Origin of the sequence: Buchananella hordeovulneris (assembly GCF_001907235.1) — a bacterium.
GTDB lineage: Bacteria > Actinomycetota > Actinomycetes > Actinomycetales > Actinomycetaceae > Buchananella > Buchananella hordeovulneris.
This window is the reverse complement of the sequence record NZ_MQVS01000008.1, coordinates 126,803-148,624: the sequence shown is the minus strand read 5'-3', so window position 1 is coordinate 148,624 and position 21,822 is coordinate 126,803. Positions and strand designations below refer to the sequence as shown.

The following is a 21,822-nucleotide window of genomic DNA, read 5'->3' as shown; positions in this document are numbered from 1 at the left end:
CATCAGCCCGCACACTCAACGAACCACGATCAGCCCCACACACATAATCAAACACAAACTCCCGATCACCAGGAACCACAACCCCCACAACCGACTTCACCACAGAAAACTTCCCAGTCTGGGCGGCGTAGACGTTGTCGAAGGTGACGGCGGTAGGTTGCGCCGGGTCGGCGCCGATCGTCACGGTCTGGGCGGCGGGCACGGTGAGGTTGAAACCGGCCAACTGCGCGGCGGTCTCATCCTCGGTAATGGTGCACTTGGTGCCGGCGGGGAAGAACGGGGAGGCAACGGCCGGGCCCCCGGCCTTGGCCTTCAAGGTGCCCTGCTGGGTGCCGCAGGTGTAGTTGAAGGTGAACTCCTTATCGGCGGGCACCGCCGCTCCCTGCGCGGTCTTGGTGACCGTGAACTTCCCGCGCTGCTGCACGGCGCTGTTGGTCAGTTCCACTGCGAGCGACTTACCGTTTTCGATGGTGAGCTCGGACTTGGAGAAGGTCGGCTGCCCGTACTTGTAACCAGCCGGGGCGTTCGAGGCGGTCGCCGGGTCCTCGCTCAGCCGGACCACGGTGCCGACCGGGAACTGGCCCTGGAAGGTCGTCTTCTTCCCGAGGGTGACAGCGAAGGTGGCGTTACCACCGGTCTTGTCCGCCTTCGGAGTGCCCGGGGCCTGCCAGTTCTGGTTCGCGTACGTGTCGATGGTGGCACCGCCCGGCAGGGTGTAGTCGACCGCCACCTGGTAGGTGGTGTCAGCCGGGATCAGCATCGCGCCGTCCCCGCCCGCCAGCTTGGTGATGTCAAAGCCACCGAAGTTCGGCAAGTAGTTGACGGTCACGGTGAAGGAGTCGGAGTAGAAGCGCTCCGCCGTGGCCCGCAGCTGCTGCAGGCTCAGCTCGTTGGTGTACTTAAAGCCGGGGACCACCCGCGCGTCGTCCGTGGTCGGGATCGACTGGTACCACAGGCGGTAGTTGGCGTCCGGCCAGAACGGGCCCTCCACGGTAATGGTGGCGCGCTGCCCCTCGCTCGGGTCACCCGAGATCGCTACTTCCAGGTTGAAGTCACCGTAAGCGGTGTTCAGGTCCTTGCCGTCGCCCTGCGTCAACGGGACGGCGGACATCTCCGGTTCGCCCGCGTGGTTCCGAATGCCAAAACGCCAGTTGGCGAGGTCCTCGTTGAACCGCTGGCCCGGCCCCAACACGTCGGTGAAGACGAGCTTGGTGCGGGTCTGCTTGTCGAGCACCAGGTTGGTGCCGGCCTTGGCCAGCTCCTCCCGCAGGTAGGCGGTGTTCAGGCGGGTTTCCCACTGCAGCACCTTCGAATTGCGGGTCAGCGGCGTGGCGACCTTGGTGAAGCTTTCCTTGACGTACACGGCCTTGGCCTGCGGGCCGATGCCGCCGTTGCCGGGCAGGTCGATGTTCTTGGGAGTCCCGTTCAGCGTGAACGTGCTCTCCTCCTGGCGGTGCTCGGCCTTGGCCTTCAGCAGCGCCTCGCCTGCGCCGGACCACTGCCGAAAGCCCTGGCTGTGCAGGTCGTCAGTCTTCTCATTAAAGGTACAAACAATCTCCTGGGCGGTGAGGGAGCACTCCCCCACCTGCACCTGGGCTCCGTTGTGCGTCACTTCGAGGGGCCGCTTCTGCGGGGCTTCCAGGTTGGTGAACTCCGCGGGTAGGCCGATGGAGAAACTGTCACCCTTGCTGGGCTTGCCCGTGGGGGCACTCCAGGTGAAAGCGAGCTTGGCGACGTCGTCCACCCGCAAGGCACCCTGCTGTTCGTTGCCGTTTACGTCGGACTTGACCAGTTTCGTCACAACGATGTCGGGCGAGGCCGCCCAGGCCGTCGGCGCGGCCACAGCGACCGCGTAGGCGAACAACAGCGCGAAAACGCCGATGATCGCAGCAACCCGCGCGCGCACCGAGGTGGGCGCAAAGAGTGGCTTGGTGAACACGTTTCTCCTTAAAATTCTGCCTGTCCAGGTTTGACACAGCTACCGGCGACAGTACCTGAATGGCAGCCGATAATCAGCCGGGTATATGGAGGGAAGGGCCACGTCATGCACCCGGCACCGCTGCCCTACACCCCCGGCGCAGGCGAAATTTCAAGCTTGAATCGGTTAAGTGGGCACGCGGAATTGCCGGCCCCTTGTCTTTAACGTCACAAACCGATCGTTATCATTCGGTTAACTTTGTGGCCGGACTACAAGGCCGGGACGGGCAACTGCCCGTGAAACGCCCCTATTGTCCGCAGCTGCGCCCTATTTGCGCATTTCTGCTCATTTAACTGAGTTAAGCTCGCCCAATGCTAGATACAGGGAGTGGCCCCGCCGTTTTGCGCCTTACCGGCGCCCAGCAGCGGTACGACTGGGGGTCCCGCACGGCCATCCCCAAGTTCCTTGGCACCCCCGCGACCACCGAACCCCTGGCGGAGGTCTGGTTCGGCGCCCACCCGCGGGGCGTGTGCCGCCTGGAGACGGGAGCCAGCCTCGCCGACGCCATCACCGCCTTGCCGGATGCCGCCCTCGGCCCACTGGTGGAAAAACGCTTCGGCCGCCGCCTGCCCTACCTGTTAAAAATCATCGCCCCCGCCGCCCCCCTCTCGCTCCAGGTCCATCCCAGCCGGGACCGGGCGGCAGCGCGCTACGACGACGAAGACCAGCGCGGCATCACGCTGCAAGACCCCCGGCGCAACTACCACGACAAGAACCACAAGCCCGAGATGCTGCTGGCCCTCACCGACTTCGAAGCCCTCTCCGGCTTCCGCGCGCCGCGCCGCGCCGCCGAACTGCTGGCAGACCTCGCCGACCCATTGGCCACCAAACTCGCCGCCATCCTGGCCACCGGTACCAACGGCACTGGGCTCCGCGACGCCTTCGCGCACCTCATGCGCCCCGAGACCCGCCCCGGCCCGCAGGCCGTGCAGCATTTCGTACAGGAAGTCGCCAAGCGCCTGGCGGCGGGCCAGTCGCCGTCCCTGCGTGCCGATACCATCGTCGGTCGCCTGGCGGAACGCTACCCCTCTGACCCGGGCGTCGTCGCCTCCATCCTGCTCAATCCCGTCTCGCTGCGCCGCGGCGAAGCGCTATACGTGCCGGCCGGCACGGTGCACGCCTACCTGTCCGGCCTCGGGGTGGAGATCATGGCCGACTCCGACAACGTGCTGCGGGCGGGCCTCACCAGCAAACACGTAGATGTACCCGAGATGCTCTCCTGCGTCGAAGCGAAGGCCGCGCCCCCCGTCCGCATTGCCCCCGAGCACATCACCGCCCACACGCGCGTCTACTTCGCGCCGGTAGACGACTTTGAACTATCCGTCACCGACACTCGCAACGAGGCGTGCACCATCCCGGGCCGCGGACCACGCATTCTGCTGTGCACCGAGGGTCACCTGGTGGCCTCCACCGCGGCCTCGGGCACACTACCTCTCGCGCGCGGCCAGGCCGCGTTCGTACCCGCTGCCGCCGGGCCGGTAACGGTGGCGGGGTTGGGAACCGTAGTTCAAGCGGGAGTGCCGTAGGCGGTCCCAGCCGCGCTGCCCCGCCGCCCGGGGATCCGCCAGGACAATGTGCATGTCAAAGTTAGGCACCCGCACCCCCCGGATGGTGTTGTCCAGGTTGATGGCATCAACAACAAACCCTAGCCGGGCAAAAGCCGGCCGCCCCGCGCGGCTGGCGCGGGTACGCACCCGTTGCAGGCCACGGCGGCGGGCCTTGCCGAGCACGACCTCCACCAGGGCCCGGCCCACCCCCTGCCGTCCGCGGTCGGGGTGCACGAACAGCATGTCCAGCACCCCCTCGGCTGTCAGGTCCGCGAAGCCGACGACGCGCCCGTCTATCTCCGCTACCACCGTCCAGGCAGCAGAGCGCCGCTGGTCCCAGCCCGCGAGGTCCTCGCTGCCGGAGATCCACGCCTCCAGCTGGGCGGAGGAGTAGTAGTGAGCCGCGGTACGCAACACGGCGGCCCGAAAGACGTCCGCCGTTGCCTGGGCATCGCAACTGCGGTAGCGCCGTACCTGCACTTTCATTCCTCAATCTTGCCGCATGCCGACCCGGCCCTGGAGATCCCGGCAAGCGGGCCACCCTCAGGCGGGCCGCACCGTCTGCCCGTCGGGGTGTGCTTCGGGCTGCTGGTCGGGGCCACCCTCAGGCGGGCCGCACCGTCACCTGCAGCGGAGCCAAGTCCTGCACCGCAGCTACCAGCGCACGCCACTCGCGGCGCCAGCGCGTCTCGTCCCACTCCTTAGCGGACAGCGCGAAGGCGGGCGTCGTGCCGCGGGTGCGAGCTTCTTGCAGCGCGAAACAGCGGGCGCCGCGGGCCGCAGCCGCGCGGGCGACCGCGAGCGCGTCGGTGGCGGCGACGGAGCCGGGGTGGACGGTGGTGCGCACTTCGTGGGCGATACCGGCGGCTACCAGCAGGTCGAGGCAGTCCCAGGCGTCCTGCCCCCGGGCGCCTGGTCCGGCAACGGCGGGGTAGTGCGCGGGCAGAGCCTTGAGATCCAGGCCCACCCAGTCCAGGAGGGGCAGCAGGGCGGCTAGGCGGCGCGGGTAGGCCCCTGCCGTATGCAGGCCTGTGGCAAAGCCGGCGCGGCGCACTCGGGCCAGTGCGTCGGCCAGGCCCGCCTGCCGGGTGGCTTCCCCACCGGAGAAGACGACTCCGTCCAACAGTCCGGCCCGGCGCTCCAGCAGGGCCCCGACTTCTGCCCACGGCACCTGCCCGGGCGTGCGCGGGTCGATGAGGTCACAGTTGTGGCAGTAGGTGCAGCTCCAGGGGCAGCCTTGCAGGTAGACGGTGGCGGTCAGGCGGTCGGGCCAATCGGTGGTGGACAGCGGCACCAGCCCGGCTATCTGCAGGGACTCGGCGGGGGCCGCGGGGCGGGGGCCGCCTCCGGCCCGCACCTGGCCGGGCTGCCGCCGTCTGGTGTCCACGGGCCTAGCGGGCGGCCCGCACGAGCGGGCCGTGCCCGGCGGCGGCCTGTTCGGTGAACATGACCCGTTCGGCGTATTCGCCCTGCTTACCGATGTTGAAGCTGGTCACTGGCCGGAAGTAGCCCATCACGCGGGTCCACACTTCGCATTGCACGGGCTCGCCGTGCGGGCGGGCGGCGGCGCACTTGCTGCAGGTGGGGTGTTCACCCGGCAGGTAGCCGTGGGTGGGGCAGATGGAGAACGTCGGGGTGATGGTGAGGTAGGGCAGGCGGAAGTTGGTCAGGGAACGACGCACCAGGTTCTTGCACGCCTCGACCGAGCTGATGCGTTCGTTCATGTAGAGGTGCAGCACGGTGCCGCCCGTGTACTTGCCTTGCAGTTCCTCTTGCCGCTCCAGGGCCTCGAAGGGGTCGTCGGTGAAGCCGACGGGCAGCTGCGAGGAGTTGGTGTAGTAAGGCTGGTCCGGGGTGCCAGCCTGGAGGATGGCGGGGAAGCGTTTGCGATCCTCGCGGGCGAACCGGTAGGTGGTGCCCTCGGCGGGGGTGGCCTCTAGGTTGTACAGGTGGCCGGTGGCTTCCTGCACGGCGACCATGCGGGCGCGCACGTGATCGAGCACCCGCACGACTAGGGCGTGCCCGCGCGGGTCAGTGATGTCGTAGGCGTCGCCGCTGAAGTTACGCACCATCTCGTTCATGCCGTTGACGCCGATGGTGGAGAAGTGGTTTTCCAGGGTGCCGAGGTAGCGGCGCGTGTAGGGGAACAGGCCGGTGTCGATGTGGTGTTGGATGACTTCGCGTTTGCGTTCCAGGGTGCCCACGGCGAGGTCTATGAGTCCGTCCACGCGGGCCAGCAGGCTCGCCTCGTCGCCGGGGAAGAGGTAGCCCAGCCGGGCACAGTTGAGGGTGACGACGCCGACGCTGCCTGTCTGTTCAGCCGATCCGAAGAGCCCGTTGCCGCGTTTGAGCAGTTCGCGGAGGTCGAGCTGCAGGCGGCAGCACATGGAGCGGATCATGCCGGGGTCGAGCTCGGAGTTAATGAAGTTCTGGAAGTAGGGCAGGCCGTATTTGGCGGTCATCGCGAACAGGCGGTCGGCCAGCGCAGAGTCCCAGTCGAAGTCGGCGGTCATGTTGTAGGTAGGAATGGGGAAGGTAAAAACCCGACCTTCGGCGTCGCCGGCGGTCATGACCTCCATGTAGGCGCGGTTGATGAGGTCCATCTCGGCCTGCAGGTCGCCGTAGGTGAAGTCGCACAGTTCGCCCCCGATTAGCGGCACTTCGTCGGCGAGGTCGGCGGGGCAGGTCAGGTCGAACGTGAGGTTGGTAAACGGGGTTTGGGTGCCCCAGCGGGAGGGCACGTTCAGGTTGTAGATGAGTTCCTGCATGCCTTGCAGCACCTGTTCGTAACTCATCTGGTCTAGGCGCACGAATGGGGCCATGTAGGTGTCGAAGCTGGAGAAGGCCTGCGCGCCCGCCCACTCGTTTTGCAGGGTGCCAAGGAAGTTGACGATCTGGCCGACCGCACTGGAAAAGTGCTTGGCCGGACCGGCCGCGATCGCGCCGGGTACCCCGTTGAAGCCCTGCTGCAGCAGGGATTTCAGCGACCAGCCCGCGCAGTAGCCGGCGAACATGTCGAGGTCGTGGATGTGGAGGTCGCCTGCCCGGTGGGCGGCCCCGGCGGCCGGGTCGTAGACGCGGGTGAGCCAGTAGTTGGCGATCATCTTGCCGGAGGTGTTGAGCATCAGCCCGCCCAACGAGTAGCCCTGGTTGGCGTTGGCGTTGACGCGCCAATCCGATCGGTCGAGGTATTCCTCGACCGTGCCGATGGCGTCCACCAGGAGTTCTGGCCGGACCTGGTCCGCCTGCGCTAGGTGCGGGTGGAGGGTCTGTGTGGGGGCGGTGGGGCTCATGGCAACTCCTGCGAAGGCGAACTCTGACACCAGTCACGCTACGCCCGTCACCACAAGATGTTGTGGCACCAACACGCCACGGCCACTAGATGATGTGGTTCAAACTGGAAGCAGTCGCCGGTTACGGGGACTAACGTCCCGACCAGGCCGACCGCCAGCGAACCGACCGCCCTACACCTTGGCCCGATCGGCCGCCCACAGGACGCTGGCCACCGAGCCCAACCCGGCAGCCAGGATCAGACAGGCCGACAACCCGAAAATCGCCACGTCCGCCGCCCCCAGGGAGGCGGTCGAAATGTCGTCTACCAGGAACTCCGCGGACTGCTCATCCCACGCCGCCCGCGTCAACCACCCGCACCACACGGCGGCCCCCAGCGCCGCCAGGCCCGCAACCCCGAGCCGCAAACTCCAGCCCCGCGGCCACCCCTCGCCGAAGGGCACCCCCCGCCCCGGCGTCGTGCGCGCCCAGGCGGCCCGCTCGCGCGCCACCGGCCCGCCCGCCAGCGATAACGCCACCAGCACGCACGCGGTGGCCACCGCGCAGGCGGCAGCGACATCGGACGCCCGATGCCACTCCAGTGCCACCAGGCCCGCCCCCAGCAGTGGCGGCACCCCGACCGCCACCGGCAGAAAGTAACGGCGCCAACTGCGCGGCATGGTCACCAGCGCCACCAGGGTCACCACGGTCACCGCCGTGGCGTGCCCAGACGGGTAGGAATTGGCCAGCGACCAGCCGATCCGAAAATCGGGCCGCGGCAGCACCCATTCCTTCAACAACTCAGTGACCACCATCGCCGTCCCAATCGCAGCGGCCGCCCCCAGCGCCAACCACCATCGGCGGCGCGCCAACCCCGCGATGGCCGCCAGCACCATGCCCACCACGAGCGTCGTCACCGACACGGTGCCCGCCAGGCGCGCCACCTCGTGCAGGGGGGTGAGCTCAGAAAAATGCGCCATGCCGGAGCCGTCCACGGCCTGCCCCCACCGCGTGCGAATAAACACCCAGTAGCCGGCCCCCAAGCCCGCCAGCCACGCAGCAGCCAGCGCCAGCACCGGCCAATCGGGGCCGTTGCGGGAAGGGAGCGAGGGCTTGTGCATCGCCCCAGCCTACGTAGTCGGCCTGAGCGAGACCTAGACCTGGGCTGCGCGAGTTTCCAGGCACACTGGTGCCATGCCACCTGCCGATGTCATTGCCACGCTCGCCGCCTACCTGCAGCAGGCAGGCGCGCGCGAGCAGCAGCTGGTGCATTGGCATAGCGTGCCCGCCCGGCCCGGGCAGTGCGCCCCGTGGCCGCAGTGGGTGCATCCGCAGGTGGTGGCGGCCCTGACGACCGCAGGGGTGCAGTCCCTGTGGCAGCACCAGGCGGAAGCCGTCGACGCCGTGGCGGCCGGGCGGCACGTGGTAGTTGCCACCGGCACCGGTTCCGGCAAGTCGCTGGTGGGGTGGCTGCCGGTGCTCTCGGCCTTGACAGCGGCCGCCGAGACGAGCGGCTCGGTGGCGGCGTGGCGCTGCCGTCCCACGGCCCTCTACCTGGCCCCCACCAAGGCGCTGGCCGCTGACCAGTTGGCGTCCCTGCAACGGCTGATCGCCGCCGGGGGCCTGCCCGTGGCGGCGGAGACGTGCGACGGGGATACGGACGCGCAGGCCCGGGCCTGGGTGCGCGCCCACGCCGACATCGTGCTCACCAACCCAGACTTCCTCCACCACAGCCTGCTGCCGGGCCAGCGCCGGTGGCAGCGGCTGCTGCGCCAGTTGCGGGTGGTGATCGTCGACGAGTGCCACAGCTACCGGGGCGTCTTCGGCGCACACGTAGCGCTGGTGCTCCGCCGCTTGTTGCGCCTGGCCCGCCGGGCAGGAGCCAACCCGACGGTGGTGTGCGCATCGGCCACCGTGGCCGAGCCCGCCGCCAGCGCCGCCCGCCTGCTGGGGGTGTCTCCCACGGAGATTGTCCCGATCACCCGCGACACCTCGCCGCGCGGGGCGCAGCTGGTGGCGCTGTGGCAGCCGTCGATCGCGCGCCCCGCCGGGGCAGGCACCAGCCCGGCAGCTGCAGCTGAGTCGCCTGCCGGGCAAGTCACCCGCATCTCGGCCACTAGCGAGGCGGCCCGCTTGGCGGCCCGTTTCACCCATCTTGGAGCCCAAAGCCTGGTGTTTGTGCGTTCCCGCGCCGCCGCCGAGACCGTGTCCGAGACGGTGCAGCGCTGGTTGGCGGCCGCGGCACCGCGCCCCAGCGACGGGCCGCCGGGCGGGCCTCTGCGCGAGCCGGGCGCGGTGGCGGCCTACCGCGGCGGCTACCTGCCAGAGGAGCGCCGCGCCCTGGAGGCCGCACTACGGGCCGGGCAGCTGCGGGCGCTGGCCACCACGAGCGCCCTGGAACTGGGGATAGACATCAACGGACTGGACGCGGTCATCACCGCGGGCTGGCCCGGCTCGCGCAGCTCGCTGCGCCAGCAGGCAGGCCGGGCCGGGCGGGCCGGAGCCCGCGGACTGGCCGTGTTCGTGGCGGGCGCCGACCCCCTCGACCAGTACCTGCTGCACCACCCCGAGGCCTTCCTGGCCGACGTCGAAGCCACCGTTTTCGACCCCGGCAACTGGCACGTGCTGGCCCCCCACCTGTGCGCGGCCGCCGCCGAGGCGCCCCTGACCCGCGAGGACTACCGCCTCTTTGACCTGCCCGACTCCACCCTGCTGCACGAACTAGCTGCCGCGGGCCTGCTCCGGGCCCGGCCGGGCGGCTGGTACTGGAACTATTCCCAGCCAACCCGCCCCTCCGCCCTGACGGACCTGCGGGGCGCCGCCCACACCTTGCCGATAGTGCGGGCAGATACGGGCGTCGTCGTCGGGCAGGCCAGCGCGGGCACGCGTGCCGACGCCACTTTGCATCCCGGTGCCCTCTACCTGCATCAAGGACAGCTCTACCTGGTGGTGGAGTTGCACGACGACTACGTCCTCGTGCGCCCCACCGCTGAACCAGGCTGGCGCACCCGGGCCCGCAGTCGCACCAGCATCGACATTTTGGAGCCCACCGCCACCGCCGCGGCGAGTGCGGGCGGGCAGTGGCACACCGGCAAGGTGGCGGTGCGCGAGCAGGTCACGCACTACGACCGGCGGCAGGTGCCCGACGGGCAAATTCTCTCCGCCCATCCCCTCGAACTGCCCGAGCGATCCCTGACTACCACCGCGGTGTGGTGGACCGTATCGTCCGACGAGTGGCAGCGCCTCGGCCTGACGGAGGCCCAACTACCAGGGGCGCTCCACGCCGCCGAGCACGCCGCCATCGCCATGCTGCCACTGCTGGCCACCTGCGACCGCTGGGACCTCGGCGGGCTCTCGACCGCCTGGCATCCCCAGACGGGCCAGGCCACCATCTTCGTCCACGACGCGCTACCCGGCGGCGCCGGGTTTGCCGCCCGGGGCTTCGCCGCCCGCCACGAATGGATGCAAGCCACCGCGGACCTGGTTGCCAGCTGTCCCTGCCAGGCGGGGTGCCCGTCGTGCATCCAGTCGCCCAAGTGCGGCAACGGCAACGAACCGCTCGACAAGGAGGCCGCCGCCCGGCTCCTGCGGGCCTTCGCCCGCGCCACCGCCCCCGCGACCCAGCCCAGCGACGCGGCGGAGACGAACAAGGGGCGGGAGCGGGGTGGCGGGACCTAGACATGGGCTGATCGCCCCTAACGGCGACGAAAACGGCCCGCACGCAAGCCCACCGAACTAAACTCAGTCCTGCTTGCTTCCCCTCACTTCCTCCAGGAAACTCGATGATCTTTGCGCTGCTGATTGCTGCCGGTATCGGCTTGCTGCTGCTGGCCACGTTCATCGACATCGGCCTGGACTTCGCCGACGAACTGCTCCTCGGGCTGGCGGTCACGCTCGCCATCGGCGGGGCAGCGGGGGGCATTGCCTGGGTGGCGACGGAGGCGTCCTGGTCCCTACTGGCTTACACCCTGCTCGTGGTGGGCGTCGGGGTAGCCGTAGCCGTGTTGACCGTGCCGCCGCTACTGCGTTTTGCCCGCCGGGAAGCCATTGCGCAACCGCTGACCAGCGCCGAGCTGCTGTGGGGGCGCTGCCAGGTGATGTGGTGGTCCAACGGCAACGGCTCCGTCAGCCTCGTTGCCCGCGACAACCACGTCACTCTGCCTGCCACCGGGCCAACCCACCTCACCACCGGTCAGATCGTGCACATCGTGTCAGCCGACGACTCCCGCGACGGCGTCACCAATGTCACTGTCGACATTTTTGACCAGCAAGGAACCCCATGAACCCAATCATCATCATCATTGTGCTTGTCGCCCTCTTCCTCCTATCCGTCTTCGCGTTCATCATCTCGCGCACTATCACGGTGGGGGCGTCCGAGGCGTTGATCGTCTCGGGGGCGGCCAAGGGCGGGGAAGTCAAGGTCGTCCCGCCGGGTGGCCGCACGTTCGTGCTGCCCATCATCCAGTCCAGCCAGCGGCTGTCGCTGGCGCAGCGTTCCATCGGCATCAGCCTGGAAGACGGCCTGGACGAGGCCAAAGTGCCGGTGTCCATCAACGCGGTGGCCACCGTGAAGGTCGGCAGCGACACCCCATCCATTCGGGCCGCGGCCGAACGCTACCTGGGTTCGCAAAACCCGGGCCAGGAGATCACCAAGTCCGCGGGCGACATCCTGTACGGGGCGTTGCGTGACGTGGCGGGCCGCATGTCCATCTCGAACCTGATTAGCGACCGGGAAGCCTTTGGGCGCGAGGTCTACGACGCCGCCGTCACCAAGGTCTCGACCATGGGGCTGTCGATCGAGTCGTTCCAGATCACCAACATCTCCGACCCCAACGGCTACATCGAGAACCTCGGGGCCCCGGAGGCCGAGCGGGCGCGCATGGAGGCCCGGCGGGCCAAGGCCCTGAACGAGCGGGCCGCCCGCGACGCCGAGGTGACCTCGGCGTCTTTGATCGCCGAACGGGAACGTGACCTGTCGCTCAAGCGCTCGATTCTGCGGGCCGAGACGGACAGGGCAGAAGCCGAAGCGGCGGCGGCTGGGCCGTTGGCCGCCGCGGTGAAGGAGCGGGAGATCGCGGCCGTGGAGGCCGAGGCCGCTCAGGCCCGTGCCGTGCTACGCGAGAAGCAGCTGGAGACCGAGGTGCGCAAGCCCGCCGACGCTGAGCGGTACGCCCGTGAGCAGTCCGCCGAGGCAGGCAAGTTCGAGCGGTTGCGGGAGGCCGAGGCGGAAGCCGAGGCGACCCAGGTGCGGGCCCGGGCGGAGGCGTCGGCCGTGCGCACCCGTGGTGAGGCCGAGGCGGCCGCCTCGCAGGCCGTCGGGTTGGCCAAGGCCGCGGCGATGGATGCCCAGGCGCAGGCCTACGCCAACTACGGCCAGGCCGCCATCATTCAGATCATCATGGAAAACCTGCCGCAGGTGGCCCGCGAGTTGGCGGCACCCATGAGCGAGATCAAGCAGATGACCGTGGTGTCGACCGACGGGGCCGGGGCCCTGCCGCGTGCCGTGGCCAACAACTTCAGCCAGTTGGAGGAAATCGTGGGCGCGCTGACGGGCGCCAATCTGAAGGACCTGGTCACCCGCTTCGCTAGCGCGGAGGATCAGGCAGCCGAAAAGGCCACCGCCGATGAGCGGCCCGTGGCGGTTTCCACCGGTCGGCGGGTGGCCACCACCCCCGGCCGCATCGGCAGCGAACAGTAAGCCTGCCGCCGGGCGGTTTCCTTCCCCGCCCGGCGGCATTTAGCGCGGGGCAGTGCGCCAGCTGCCCCGCGCGCCCTTGTGGGCGGGCAGGCGGCAGTGGAAGCTGTGCTGCCCGACGCAAGTCCAGGCCCGCGCGCCCTTGTGGGCGGGCGGGCGGCTGATCACTCCGGTTTGCCGCGCCAGACCCGCCAGCCGACCGCGCCGCTCACCGCCCCGAGCAGCAGAGGGCCGACGACGAGCAGCACCACCGGAAAGCCCTGCCCGGGGGCCGAGTCACTGGTCTGCCGGTGTAGCTCCCCTAGGTGGGCGAGCGTGTACCCCGCCGCTGCCAGGAACGCGCCCGCCGCCCCCAACAGCACCGCTGCGGCGGCGCGCCGCCGCGCCCGCCCCCGGCAGAACCGGTACGCCAACGCCACGCCGCCGAATACGGCCGCCACCCCGGCGCAGGTAAACGCGAACACGCGAAGGTAGTGCTGCTGGTCGCCTCGGGCTAGTACCAGGGCTGCCACAAGGGCGGGCGGGACCGCCAGGGCCAGGAGCACCAAGAACAAGCTGGGCTGATAGTGGCGATGCCGCATCACGATTCCTTGCACACGCAGTCGATGGCTACGCCCATTGTCGGGCCCCGCACCGGCAGCAGCAAACGCGCCTGCGTTTGCCCGCGGCTCAGCGGGGCCCGGCGCGGGCGACTGCCCGCGCTTGCCCCACGCCCAGGGGAGCCGTCACCACCGTGCGCACCACCACGTCCTCCCCCTCCACCGTGCACGCCGCCAGCCCGGCTGCGTTGGCGGCCACCACCTGGGCGGCCACCGCGCACGCCGAGCCGTCGCTGTGCAGGGCGGTGGCGGCCGCGAGCGCGGCGAGGTCGGCGGCGCGTTGGGCGGTGGTGCGCGCCATTTGGGCCGCGCCGAGGGCGAGGATGAGCCACGCCAGCGCTAGGGCGAGCGCGGCGATGCCGAGTCCGGCGACTGTGGCTGAGCCGCGATCGCGGGACCGACAATTGGTGCCGCCCCGGGGAGTTTCCTTCGTTGCTGATCCCGACCGTCGGGCCGGATTCGCCGGGGCGAGCTTGGTCGGCGGGGCGGGGTCAAGTTGGTGCGGGCCGGTCACGGGGACTCCTGGGGCTCAGCGGGCAGGTGGGCGGTGGCCCGCGCGGCGGGCAGCATCCAGCCGAGGGGGCCGCGCACGGGGGCCTGCACGGTGACACTGACCCAGCCGCCCTGCCGCGCCCAGGTCAGGCGCGCCTCGCTCCCGGCGACCGCGGCGACGGCGGCGCTGATCTGGCCCACTGGGGTCTCCAGGGCGGCCAGGCGGGCGGCGGTGCGGGCGGCATCGCCGACCCGGGTGTGGGTCAGCACCGCGCCCCCGACCGCCGCGAGGAAGACGGCCAGCACCAGCAGGGCCGTCAGCACGAGGGCGAACTCGGCGGTGACCGTGCCCCGCTCGCCGCCGCGGGCCGGGCGGGGACCGGCCGGGCGGCGGGCGGGGCGGCATGGCAGGCAGCGCATGCTATTCGACGCTGAGGGCGGACTTGATGATGCCGAGCAGGGCCTCCCGGAGTTCGCCGGAGCGCATGATGCCGAGCAAGAGCGCGGCGAAAGCGACGGCGGCCAGGGTGACGACGGCGTATTCGGCGGTGGCCATGCCTGCCTCGGCCGGGCGGCCCGCCCGGCGGCGGGTCAGGGTGGCGCGCACCCGGGCCGCTAGCCGCTGCGGGAGCGCGAGGGTGAGGTAGGTGACTAGCTGCAGCATGATTCCTCCTAGACGGGTAGTTGGGGCCCTCAGGGTGCGCGGGGCGCTGCGGGCCTGTCACCCGCGGCCTGCCGCCGGTGGACGACACGCCGCCCGGCCCTCCCTGTGGATCCGCACGCGGCCGAATTACTCAGCCTGCAGCGCCCAAAGTGCCGTGCGTGCGTTAGGTTCTTCTGGGTGGTCGGCAGCTGGTTGTCACCGCGTGGTGGTAAGGCAGGGTATGGAGTACCAGGAACTGGGTTGGGATCAGCGGTGGCAGGCGTACCTGGCGGTGGCCTCTTTGTCCGCACGAAGCGAGTTGCAGGCCGGGCGAGTGGTGGCGGTGCATCGTGGCGCGCTGCAAGTCGCGCTCCTGCCGCCGTCCCCGGCGGCCGCCCCCGCCGTCGTCAGCCTTGACCTGGCCTTACCGGGCCACACCGCCGAACAGGCGGACTGGCCGCCCGTAGTGGGTGACTGGCTGGCCGTGCGCGGGGCCAGCGCCGCGCAGATGCGGGTGGCGACCGTGTTGCCCCGCCGCACCTATCTGGAGCGCCCCTCGGCGACAGGCAGCAGCCTCGGCCAGCCGGTGGCGGCCAATGTGGACATTCTCCTGATCGTGGAGCCTTTCTCACCGCCGCCGACGCCGGGGCGGGTGGAGCGCTTCACCGCCTTGGCGCGTGCGGCTGGGATGCAGGCCTGGCTGGTGTTGACCAAAGCCGACTTGGTGCCGCCCGCGCAGGCGGCGGCTGTGGTGACTGACCTCGGCCGCCACACCGATCAGGCGCTGGCGGTCAGCGCCCACAACCCCGCCAGCCTGCGGGCCCTGCGCGCCCTGCTACCGTCCGGGACGACGGCGGTGCTGGTTGGCCGTTCGGGGGCCGGCAAGTCGACGCTCACCAATGCTCTGCTGGGCACGCAGTTGGCCACCCAGGCGGTGCGGGCGGGCGACGGGAAGGGCAGACACACCACGACGAGTCGGCAGCTAGTCACCGGTCAGGGGCTCAACCTGATCGACACCCCGGGCATCCGTGCCCTGGCCGCCACCACCGATGCGGCCGCGATCGACGATGCTTTCGCTGACATTGCGGAGCTGGCCGCCCACTGCCGCTTCCCCGATTGTGGGCACGGTTCCGAACGGGACTGTGCCGTGCAGGCGGCCGTGGCCACCGGCCAGGTGGAGGCCGAGCGGGTGGCGCGCTATCTGCGTTTGCAGCAAGAATCGGCGCGGCTGGCCCAGCGCCAAGACGCCCGGCTGGCTCGCGCACAGGATCGCCGGGCCAGCCGGGACAACACGCGCGGTCGCCGGGGGGTCATGCGGTTGAAGGGCAAGTAGGCGGCTAGCCGAGAAAGGCCAGCACCCCGCCGAGGATGACGGGCACGATTCCCAGGGCAATGAACGACGGCAACAGGCACACTGCCAGGGGACGCAGGAGCTTGGTGCCGAGCTCAGCAGCTGCGGTGCGGGCCGCCCGCACCCGGGTGGCTCGCAGCCCGTGGGCGGCGCGCGCCAGGAGCGCTCCCGGGGCTGCCCCGTCCACCCAGGCCGGCTCCAAGGCAGCGGCCAGCGGCTGCAGGGAACTGTCAACCTCGGCCCAGGCCGCGGCCCAGGGGGCGCCGAGCAGCAGCATGTGGCCGCATTCGCTCAGGGCCGGGTCGCGGGCGGCCAGCCCCAGGCAGCGCACCACGCCCGGCACCCCGCAACCGACCTGCAGGCAGGCGCGGGCCACGTCCACCAGCACCGCCGGATCGACCCGGTCCTGTTGGGCCTCCGCGGCGGCCACTATCCGGCCGATCCATACCGACCCGGCCAGCGCTAAGCCCCCGCCCACCATCAGGCAGGCCCAGCCGAAAAAGGAGCCGGTCAACACCACCAGCGGGTTGGCGCCCAGGAGCAGCCCTAGTAGTAGCCCGCAGGGCGGCAGGCAGCGCAGCAACCGGGCGGTGGCCAGCGGGCCTGCCAACTGCACGCGCCGCTCGTCGGCGGTCTCCCCGGCGCGGGTGATGCTGTCAGCGACCTGATCAAGGACGGTGGCGAGGGGCGCACCGACGGTTGCCGAGACCCGGCAGGCCACGATGACCCCGGGCAGGGCCCCGGCCAGCACCGCCCGCCGGGCCCGGGCGGCGGGCTGGAAGCGGTGGGACAGCGGGGCGGGGGCGCGTGCCTGCCGGAGGGCGTCCAGCAGGGCGGGCGGCACGGCGTCGTCAACGTCACCCTGCCCCGCCGCGGCCCGGGTGGGCACCGGGGGCGAGCCGAGCGGCGCCATCAACCACTGCCCCAGCCGTCGCCAGCGACGACGCAGCCGGGAGGCGCCGGGCGGTGCGCCGGGCGCGGCGGATTCGGCCGCGCGGGTGCCGCGCGCGCCGCGGTCGGCCGCGGCGGTTTCGGTTGTTGCCGCGCTAGCTGCCGCGCCCGCCCCCGCTGGCCCTGTTTGGCCGTCCGCTGCCAGCTCCGGTGCGCCCGACGGCGGGCCGACCAGGCCGTGGCGGGCAAGAGCGCGCCCCCAGGCGTACTGGGCGGGCTGCCCGGCGCGCAGCAGGGCCGCCACCTCGACCACTAGCATCCCCAAGTCCACCGGCCGCGGCGGCCGGGGGCGCAGCCGCCGGGCCGGGCGGCCGCGGGCGGCCCGCAACTCGCGCCAACGAGTCGGCTCCAACGGCACGCACAACACCAGCCCGACAAACAGCAAAACCGCCAACACCATGCTCATCTCTCCCGGCCCACTAGCCCCGCCGCGGGTGGCAACCAGTTCGGCTCGTCGCTATCGTCCGCCCCGCCCCGCACCCCGGCCAGCGCCTCGTCCACGAGCGTCCCGAGGCGAGCGCGCAGAGTATCCACCGCCGGGCCGGGGTGGACGACCCCGGCGTCGTCCACCCGCAGCGCCACCGGGCACCTAAGCGTCCCGTCCGCACCGCTGACGCAGGCAATCTCCCGCACCCGCCGCCCACCGCTGGCGTCCCCTGCCCCCACCTGCCGCTTCAGCCCAATCACCACGTCCAGGGCACTGGCTGCCTGCGCCGCCACCACCGGAGCAGCCAAGCCCGCCAACGCCCCGAGAGCCACCAACCGGGCGGGCACGTCCTCCGCACGGTTCGCGTGCACGGTCGCCCAGCCGCCCTCGTGCCCGGTGTTGAGGGCCGCCAACACGTCAATAACCTCGGGGCCGCGGCACTCCCCCAGCACCAGCCGGTCGGGCCGCATCCGCAGGGCGGCCCGCAGCAGCTCGCGCACGCTAACCTGCCCGGCGCCCTCCACGTTCTCTCCCCGCTCCTGCAGGTGCAGCACATGCGGGTGGGTAACCTGCAGTTCAGCGGCCTCCTCCAGGCAGATGATGCGCTCCGTGGGCGCCACCAGCCCCAGCAAAGTGCCCAGCAGCGTGGTCTTGCCGGTGCCGGTGGCGCCGCAGACCATGCCGGAGAGCCGCCGGGCGATCAGGGCCCGCAGGATGGGGGCCAGGGCGGGACTGACCATGCCACTGCGCACCAGTTCGGGCAGGGACAGGGCGCGCGCCCGGTGGGTGCGCAGCGACAGCAGCGGGCCGTTGGCCGCCAAGGGCGGCAGGACGGCGTGCAGGCGCGTGCCGGTGGGCAGGGTGGCATCCACTATCGGGCAGGCCTCGTCCAGGCGCCGCCCACAGGCTGCCGCCAGGCGGGTAGCGGTGCGGGCGACGTCGTTCGGGTCCAGCTGCGTGGGTAGCTTGTGCAAGCCCGCACCCCGATCCACCCACACCTCCGGGCCGTTAACCAACACGTCGGTTATCGATTGGTCAGCTAACAGTCCGGCCAGCAGCGGCCCCGGGCCCGCCAGCTCCGCCCGGGTGCGGGCCAGCTCGGCCGCCAACTGCACGACGTCGGCCCCGGGCCCGGCATTGGCCGCCACCGCGGCGGTCACGCTCGCCCCGCGGGCCACCGCCCGCACGACGCTGCCCTCACCCTGGCCCGTTTGCGCGGTGCGCGCCCCTGTTTGCCCTGCCGCGTGCGCCTGCGCCGCGCGGTGCCGTGCCTTGGCCAACCCCCGCCCTCTCAGGTGTCTGCCCAGCATGTCGCCTCCACCTCCCGCAACACCCGCAGTAGCGTCCGGGGACGCTGCCAGCCCACCACCCGCACCGGGGCGGTGCGGTCCGCCAGCTCGGCAGCCACCTGCGCCGCCACCGCACGGCGCCACCTCCGATCACGGCAGGCCACCGCGAAGATCAAGGGCCGGGGCAGGCGGGCCAACGCTAATGCGCGGGCCAGCGCCCCCGGGCCGCCGGGATCCCAACCCCACGTGAGGTCTATGTGGGGCGCGAGGGCGTCGTCGTCAGCCACTACGAACACCGGGGCGGTTTCTGCCAGGGCCCGCACCACGGCTGCCACCACGGCGGTCTGCGGGGGACCACCCCGGGCGTCGCCCGCCAGGTAGCCCACCCCCCGCAGGCTGCCGAGCCCAGCCCGCAAGGCGGCACCACGCAGGTGCCGGGCCCCGGCAGCGATATCTCCCCAGGCCAGGCCCGGCGCGGGCACGAATCCGGCGGCGCGCGCGTCCAGGAGGCACGCCCCCCGGGCGGCAGCCAGCTGCAGGCTAGGCCGCAGGGCCGCCCAGCCCGGGCCGAGCCCGCGCAGCAGCACCACGGGTTGCGGGCGCGCCGCACCGCGCAGCAACGCCACCAGGGTGTCGGCGTCGCCGGGCAGCAGCAAACTAGCCTGCGTATCGGTGGCGGCGGTGGCCAGGCGCACGCGCCCCCGCGGGGTGGTCAACCAGCTGGCGGCACCCGGGCCGGGCGTGACGGTTAGCTGGCAGCCCGCCAGCTCCGCGAGGTCTTGCACGGTGGCAGCCAGGCGGGTGTCGGCGGTGGTCAGGTGCGCGGTCTGCATCGCCTCATCGTGCCGCCCGCCCGGCCCGGACCGTCGCCTAGCCCCGGGCGGCGGTGGATAACCTGCGGCTGCACGCCCCTGTGGATATATAGTGCCGCCCCTCCCCCGCCCCGAGCTGACCGCCGCTCGGGGGCTACCTCGGCATTCACACCCACGATCCAGCTGATCACGCTAGGTTGGTGGCGTGAGCGCCCTCATCCCCCGTTCCCGCCCCCGCGTTGCGGCGTTCTTTGACCTGGATAAGACCATCATCGCCACCTCTTCAACCCTGGCGATGACCAGGCCCTTACTGCATTCGGGACTGTTGACGAACGTCACCGTCATTAAGGCGGTTGTGGCCCAGCTGCAGTACGCCCTGGTGGGCACCAACCACGACCAAACGATGCGGATGAAGGACCAGCTCACCGCCCTGGTGCGCGGTTGGGATGCCGGGCAACTGCGGGGCGTGGTCGCCGATGCCTTCGACCGCTACCTGGAGCCGCAGGTGCATGTCGAGGCGCTGGAGCAGATCGCGTTGCACCGGGAGATGGGGCACGACATCGTCATCGTCTCCGCCAGCGCCCAGGACTTCGTGGACCCGGTCGCCGCCCGGTTGGGAGTTGACCACACGCTGGCCACCGTTTTGGAAGAAGAAGACGGACGCTACACCGGCGGTATCGCCCGCTACATGTATCGGCAGGCCAAGGCCGACGCCATAGTGGAGCTGGCCGCCGCGCACGGCTACGACCTCTCCCAGTGTTACGCCTACACCGACTCGATCACGGATCTGCCGATGCTGGAGGCGGTCGGCTACCCGTACGTCGTCAACCCGGACCGGGCTTTGCGCGCCGAAGCCAACGCCCGTAACTGGCGCATCCTTAGTTTCCACCGGGCCGTGAACCTGCCGCGGCGCCGCACCCTCTCGGGGGCGGCGGCCCTCACGGCGCTTGGACTCGGACTGTTGCTGGGGTGGCTGTGGCGCCGTAAACGCCGCCGCTAGGGCAGGCTCCCCACCAGCGGGCGGCGGTCAGGCCGTGCGGCCGGCCAGCACCTGGTCACACACCTGCCGCCCCTCAGCGGCGCCCGCCAAGTAGGTGCGGGCCACGAAGTCGATCCACTGCGCCACCCCGGCGGCGGTGCCACTGGCGTAAGCCTCCCGGGCGGCGGCGTAACCGGCGGGCTCTTGTACCGGCAGGAGGGCGGGATGGACGACGCCGGTCGGCTCCAGCCCGGAGATTACCGCCACGTACCAGGCAGTCAGGATCCCCAGTTGGTCGCTCGCCGCAGCAAAAATCTGGCCGCTCGCCAGCTCCCCCCAAGCCACCGCCGCCCGCACCAGGGCCGAGCCGTTGGCGGCCACCACCTCGACCACCTGCCGCAGGCGCGCCTGACTGCCGGGCCGAGGGCGGGCGATCTCGGCCGCCTCACCACCCGCCTGGGGGCCTAGCAAGCAGCGATGCCAGCCCGCCAACAGTTGGGGCAGCGGCAGGGGGGACTGCCGCTGCGGCCGCCCCGCGAGGGGGGCGAACTGGTCCACCACACTCACGCAGGCATGCCAGGCCCTCAGCGCCACGGCTTCGGCCGGGCGGGTGGTGGGGGTGGTCACCAGTTGTCCGGCAGCAAGCTGCGGACGCAGCACCTCTGCCGGGACCCGGGCCCCGGCCAGGGCCGCCAGGCTCACGGCGGTGCGCACCGCATTCTCTGCGCGGGCTTCCCGCCAGCGCCGCCGCAGCGCCTCGTGCCAGCGCAGTTCGGCAGCGGCTTGCCGCACCCGCGTCTGGGCCGCCGCCACCCCGGGCAGGTCCGCCAGCGCCCGCACGGCCTCTTCTACGTCCACGCCCCAACTCTAGGGGCCCGCCGCCGCTGTGCCGAGGGAACCGGCGGGCTGCCGGGCCGCCCGAGGCGGGCCGCCGGTCCCAGTTGCGGCCAGGGCCGAACCAGGCAGAATGCTGGGGTGCTTAGCCTGAATGAATCCCTCGCTACGCAGGCCCGCGCGGGTCTGCACAAAGCCCAGTTCACCGCCCGACCTGCCGCCTTTTTGGTGGCAACCATGCTCGGCGGCGCCTTTATCGGCCTGGCCGATATTTTAATGTTTACGGCGGCTGGACCCTTCTTTCTTGCGGGCCACCCGGCTACCGCCCTCGTGCAGGGTTTGGTTTTTGGTATCGGGTTGATTTTGGTGGTTTTTGCGGGCGGGGAGTTGGCCACGAGCGCGATGATGGCGCTGCCGCAGGCGGTTGGGGTGCGGGCGCTTACCTGGCCGCGCGCCGCCTCGACGTTGGCCCTGATTCTGGTCGGCAATTTGCTCGGTTGCCTGGTGCTGGCACTCGTGGTGTGGGGCACCGGGGTGTTTGATGCGGGCACCGCACCCGGCGACATGCTGGCGGCGGTGGCCGCCGGCAAGGCCCACAAGTCAACGCTGGCGCTGTTTACGCGCGGCATCATGTGCAATGTCCTAGTGTGTTTGGCTATCTGGTCGCAGGCCCGCACCGCGCACGCGGTGGGGAAAATGCTGCTCATGGCCTGGTGTTTGGTGGCTTTCGTGACCTCGGGATTCGAGCACGTGGTGGCCAATATGACGACGCTGTCGCTGGCCTGGCTGGAGGGCGTAGAAGCGGTGACCTTGGCGGAGATGGCGCGCAACTACGTCGTCGTCGGGGCCGGTAACCTCGTGGGCGGCGCGGTCTTTGTTGGCGGTGCTTACCTGCTGGTCGCTAATCGGACGGCGGCCGCTAAAGAGCTGGCGGAGGATGTTCATTAGGCGCGCC

20 protein-coding genes are annotated in these 21,822 nt (G+C 70.8%); 7 read left to right on the top strand and 13 right to left on the bottom strand.

What is annotated here, in order from left to right; translation table 11 throughout:
* Nucleotides 1-1,939, bottom strand: a 1,939-nt coding sequence (locus BSZ40_RS08525) for a DUF7926 domain-containing protein (protein WP_222842768.1), incomplete at its 3' end; no start/stop codon positions are given.
* Between the two features lie 350 nt (nt 1,940-2,289).
* Here BSZ40_RS08525 and manA point away from each other — a divergent pair.
* Nucleotides 2,290-3,504, top strand: coding sequence for a mannose-6-phosphate isomerase, class I (gene manA / locus BSZ40_RS08520; protein ID WP_073825250.1), 1,215 nt, complete (start codon nt 2,290-2,292; stop codon nt 3,502-3,504).
* On the opposite strand, the gene BSZ40_RS08515 is transcribed toward manA, so the two are convergent.
* The 4 genes from BSZ40_RS08515 to BSZ40_RS08500 form a co-directional block, all read right to left on the bottom strand.
* Nucleotides 3,406-4,011, bottom strand: a complete 606-nt coding sequence (locus BSZ40_RS08515) for a GNAT family N-acetyltransferase (RefSeq protein ID WP_073825248.1) — start codon at nt 4,009-4,011, stop codon at nt 3,406-3,408. The two genes, manA and BSZ40_RS08515, sit on opposite strands and share 99 nt — an antisense overlap.
* Before the next feature lie 118 nt (nt 4,012-4,129).
* Entirely contained in the window at nt 4,130-4,912 is a 783-nt protein-coding gene (locus tag BSZ40_RS08510) for an anaerobic ribonucleoside-triphosphate reductase activating protein (RefSeq protein ID WP_425425650.1), read from the bottom strand.
* A 4-nt stretch (nt 4,913-4,916) separates the two neighbouring features.
* Nucleotides 4,917-6,818 carry a ribonucleoside triphosphate reductase gene (locus tag BSZ40_RS08505; RefSeq protein WP_073825243.1) on the bottom strand — a complete coding sequence of 634 codons (1,902 nt, stop codon included), beginning with the start codon at nt 6,816-6,818 and terminating at the stop codon, nt 4,917-4,919.
* A 171-nt stretch (nt 6,819-6,989) separates the two neighbouring features.
* Nucleotides 6,990-7,916: a phosphatase PAP2 family protein gene (locus BSZ40_RS08500; protein ID WP_073825241.1), complete on the bottom strand. Its 927-nt coding sequence runs from the start codon at nt 7,914-7,916 to the stop codon at nt 6,990-6,992.
* Nucleotides 7,917-7,989: 73 nt separating this feature from the next.
* Between BSZ40_RS08500 and BSZ40_RS08495 the strand changes: the two genes are divergently transcribed.
* From BSZ40_RS08495 to BSZ40_RS08485, 3 genes are all read left to right on the top strand, one after another.
* Entirely contained in the window at nt 7,990-10,473 is a 2,484-nt protein-coding gene (locus tag BSZ40_RS08495) for a DEAD/DEAH box helicase (RefSeq protein ID WP_073825239.1), read from the top strand.
* 104 nt (nt 10,474-10,577) lie between these two features.
* Entirely contained in the window at nt 10,578-11,078 is a 501-nt protein-coding gene (locus tag BSZ40_RS08490) for a hypothetical protein (protein WP_073825237.1), read from the top strand.
* A complete protein-coding gene (locus BSZ40_RS08485) occupies nt 11,075-12,493 on the top strand; it encodes a flotillin family protein (protein ID WP_073825236.1) in 1,419 nt (472 codons plus the stop codon). Before BSZ40_RS08490 ends, BSZ40_RS08485 begins: the two co-directional genes overlap by 4 nt.
* Nucleotides 12,494-12,654: 161 nt before the next feature.
* Here the strand turns inward: BSZ40_RS08485 and BSZ40_RS08480 are convergent, their stop codons facing one another.
* From BSZ40_RS08480 to BSZ40_RS08465, 4 genes are all read right to left on the bottom strand, one after another.
* Nucleotides 12,655-13,071: a hypothetical protein gene (locus tag BSZ40_RS08480; RefSeq protein WP_073825234.1), complete on the bottom strand. Its 417-nt coding sequence runs from the start codon at nt 13,069-13,071 to the stop codon at nt 12,655-12,657.
* An 88-nt stretch (nt 13,072-13,159) separates the two neighbouring features.
* Nucleotides 13,160-13,603 (bottom strand): Rv3654c family TadE-like protein, encoded by a 444-nt coding sequence (locus tag BSZ40_RS12400; protein ID WP_084542744.1) that lies wholly within the window; start codon nt 13,601-13,603, stop codon nt 13,160-13,162.
* On the bottom strand, nt 13,600-14,001 hold the full coding sequence (locus tag BSZ40_RS08470) for a TadE family type IV pilus minor pilin (RefSeq protein ID WP_073825233.1): 402 nt from the start codon (nt 13,999-14,001) through the stop codon (nt 13,600-13,602). The genes BSZ40_RS12400 and BSZ40_RS08470 overlap by 4 nt, the downstream gene beginning before the upstream one ends.
* A 1-nt stretch (nt 14,002) precedes the next feature.
* Nucleotides 14,003-14,245 carry a DUF4244 domain-containing protein gene (locus BSZ40_RS08465; RefSeq protein ID WP_084542742.1) on the bottom strand — a complete coding sequence of 81 codons (243 nt, stop codon included), beginning with the start codon at nt 14,243-14,245 and terminating at the stop codon, nt 14,003-14,005.
* Nucleotides 14,246-14,465: 220 nt separating this feature from the next.
* On the opposite strand from BSZ40_RS08465, the gene rsgA reads away from it, so the two are divergent.
* Nucleotides 14,466-15,557: a ribosome small subunit-dependent GTPase A gene (gene rsgA, locus BSZ40_RS08460; RefSeq protein WP_158020883.1), complete on the top strand. Its 1,092-nt coding sequence runs from the start codon at nt 14,466-14,468 to the stop codon at nt 15,555-15,557.
* A 4-nt stretch (nt 15,558-15,561) separates the two neighbouring features.
* Here rsgA and BSZ40_RS08455 read toward each other — a convergent pair whose 3' ends face one another.
* The 3 genes from BSZ40_RS08455 to BSZ40_RS08445 are packed head-to-tail and all read right to left on the bottom strand — an operon-like array spanning nt 15,562 to nt 19,075.
* Nucleotides 15,562-16,932 (bottom strand): hypothetical protein, encoded by a 1,371-nt coding sequence (locus tag BSZ40_RS08455; RefSeq protein WP_143180921.1) that lies wholly within the window; start codon nt 16,930-16,932, stop codon nt 15,562-15,564.
* Nucleotides 16,929-18,263: a TadA family conjugal transfer-associated ATPase gene (locus BSZ40_RS08450; RefSeq protein WP_073825229.1), complete on the bottom strand. Its 1,335-nt coding sequence runs from the start codon at nt 18,261-18,263 to the stop codon at nt 16,929-16,931. The genes BSZ40_RS08455 and BSZ40_RS08450 overlap by 4 nt, the downstream gene beginning before the upstream one ends.
* On the bottom strand, nt 18,245-19,075 hold the full coding sequence (locus tag BSZ40_RS08445; RefSeq protein ID WP_073825227.1) for a hypothetical protein: 831 nt from the start codon (nt 19,073-19,075) through the stop codon (nt 18,245-18,247). Before BSZ40_RS08445 ends, BSZ40_RS08450 begins: the two co-directional genes overlap by 19 nt.
* A 184-nt stretch (nt 19,076-19,259) precedes the next feature.
* Between BSZ40_RS08445 and BSZ40_RS08440 the strand changes: the two genes are divergently transcribed.
* Nucleotides 19,260-20,054 carry an HAD family hydrolase gene (locus BSZ40_RS08440; protein WP_073825224.1) on the top strand — a complete coding sequence of 265 codons (795 nt, stop codon included), beginning with the start codon at nt 19,260-19,262 and terminating at the stop codon, nt 20,052-20,054.
* Nucleotides 20,055-20,081: 27 nt separating this feature from the next.
* Here BSZ40_RS08440 and BSZ40_RS08435 read toward each other — a convergent pair whose 3' ends face one another.
* Nucleotides 20,082-20,891 (bottom strand): hypothetical protein, encoded by an 810-nt coding sequence (locus tag BSZ40_RS08435; protein WP_073825222.1) that lies wholly within the window; start codon nt 20,889-20,891, stop codon nt 20,082-20,084.
* Nucleotides 20,892-21,008: 117 nt separating this feature from the next.
* On the opposite strand from BSZ40_RS08435, the gene BSZ40_RS08430 reads away from it, so the two are divergent.
* Entirely contained in the window at nt 21,009-21,815 is an 807-nt protein-coding gene (locus BSZ40_RS08430) for a formate/nitrite transporter family protein (protein ID WP_073825220.1), read from the top strand.
* Nucleotides 21,816-21,822: the final 7 nt, after the last annotated feature.

Excerpts from the sequence above, each read along its gene's own strand:
- BSZ40_RS08465 (WP_084542742.1), bottom strand. The coding sequence starts at position 14,245 with ATGCTGCAGCTAGTCACCTACCTCACCCTCGCGCTCCCGCAGCGGCTA.
- BSZ40_RS08485 (WP_073825236.1), top strand. The coding sequence starts at position 11,075 with ATGAACCCAATCATCATCATCATTGTGCTTGTCGCCCTCTTCCTCCTA.
- BSZ40_RS08490 (WP_073825237.1), top strand. The coding sequence starts at position 10,578 with ATGATCTTTGCGCTGCTGATTGCTGCCGGTATCGGCTTGCTGCTGCTG.
- BSZ40_RS08495 (WP_073825239.1), top strand. The coding sequence starts at position 7,990 with ATGCCACCTGCCGATGTCATTGCCACGCTCGCCGCCTACCTGCAGCAG.
- BSZ40_RS08515 (WP_073825248.1), bottom strand. The coding sequence starts at position 4,011 with ATGAAAGTGCAGGTACGGCGCTACCGCAGTTGCGATGCCCAGGCAACG.
- BSZ40_RS08470 (WP_073825233.1), bottom strand. The coding sequence starts at position 14,001 with ATGCGCTGCCTGCCATGCCGCCCCGCCCGCCGCCCGGCCGGTCCCCGC.
- manA (WP_073825250.1), top strand. The coding sequence starts at position 2,290 with ATGCTAGATACAGGGAGTGGCCCCGCCGTTTTGCGCCTTACCGGCGCC.
- BSZ40_RS08450 (WP_073825229.1), bottom strand. The coding sequence starts at position 18,263 with ATGCTGGGCAGACACCTGAGAGGGCGGGGGTTGGCCAAGGCACGGCAC.
- rsgA (WP_158020883.1), top strand. The coding sequence starts at position 14,466 with ATGGAGTACCAGGAACTGGGTTGGGATCAGCGGTGGCAGGCGTACCTG.
- BSZ40_RS08455 (WP_143180921.1), bottom strand. The coding sequence starts at position 16,932 with ATGAGCATGGTGTTGGCGGTTTTGCTGTTTGTCGGGCTGGTGTTGTGC.
- BSZ40_RS08500 (WP_073825241.1), bottom strand. The coding sequence starts at position 7,916 with ATGCACAAGCCCTCGCTCCCTTCCCGCAACGGCCCCGATTGGCCGGTG.
- BSZ40_RS08480 (WP_073825234.1), bottom strand. The coding sequence starts at position 13,071 with ATGCGGCATCGCCACTATCAGCCCAGCTTGTTCTTGGTGCTCCTGGCC.
- BSZ40_RS08445 (WP_073825227.1), bottom strand. The coding sequence starts at position 19,075 with ATGCAGACCGCGCACCTGACCACCGCCGACACCCGCCTGGCTGCCACC.
- BSZ40_RS08505 (WP_073825243.1), bottom strand. The coding sequence starts at position 6,818 with ATGAGCCCCACCGCCCCCACACAGACCCTCCACCCGCACCTAGCGCAG.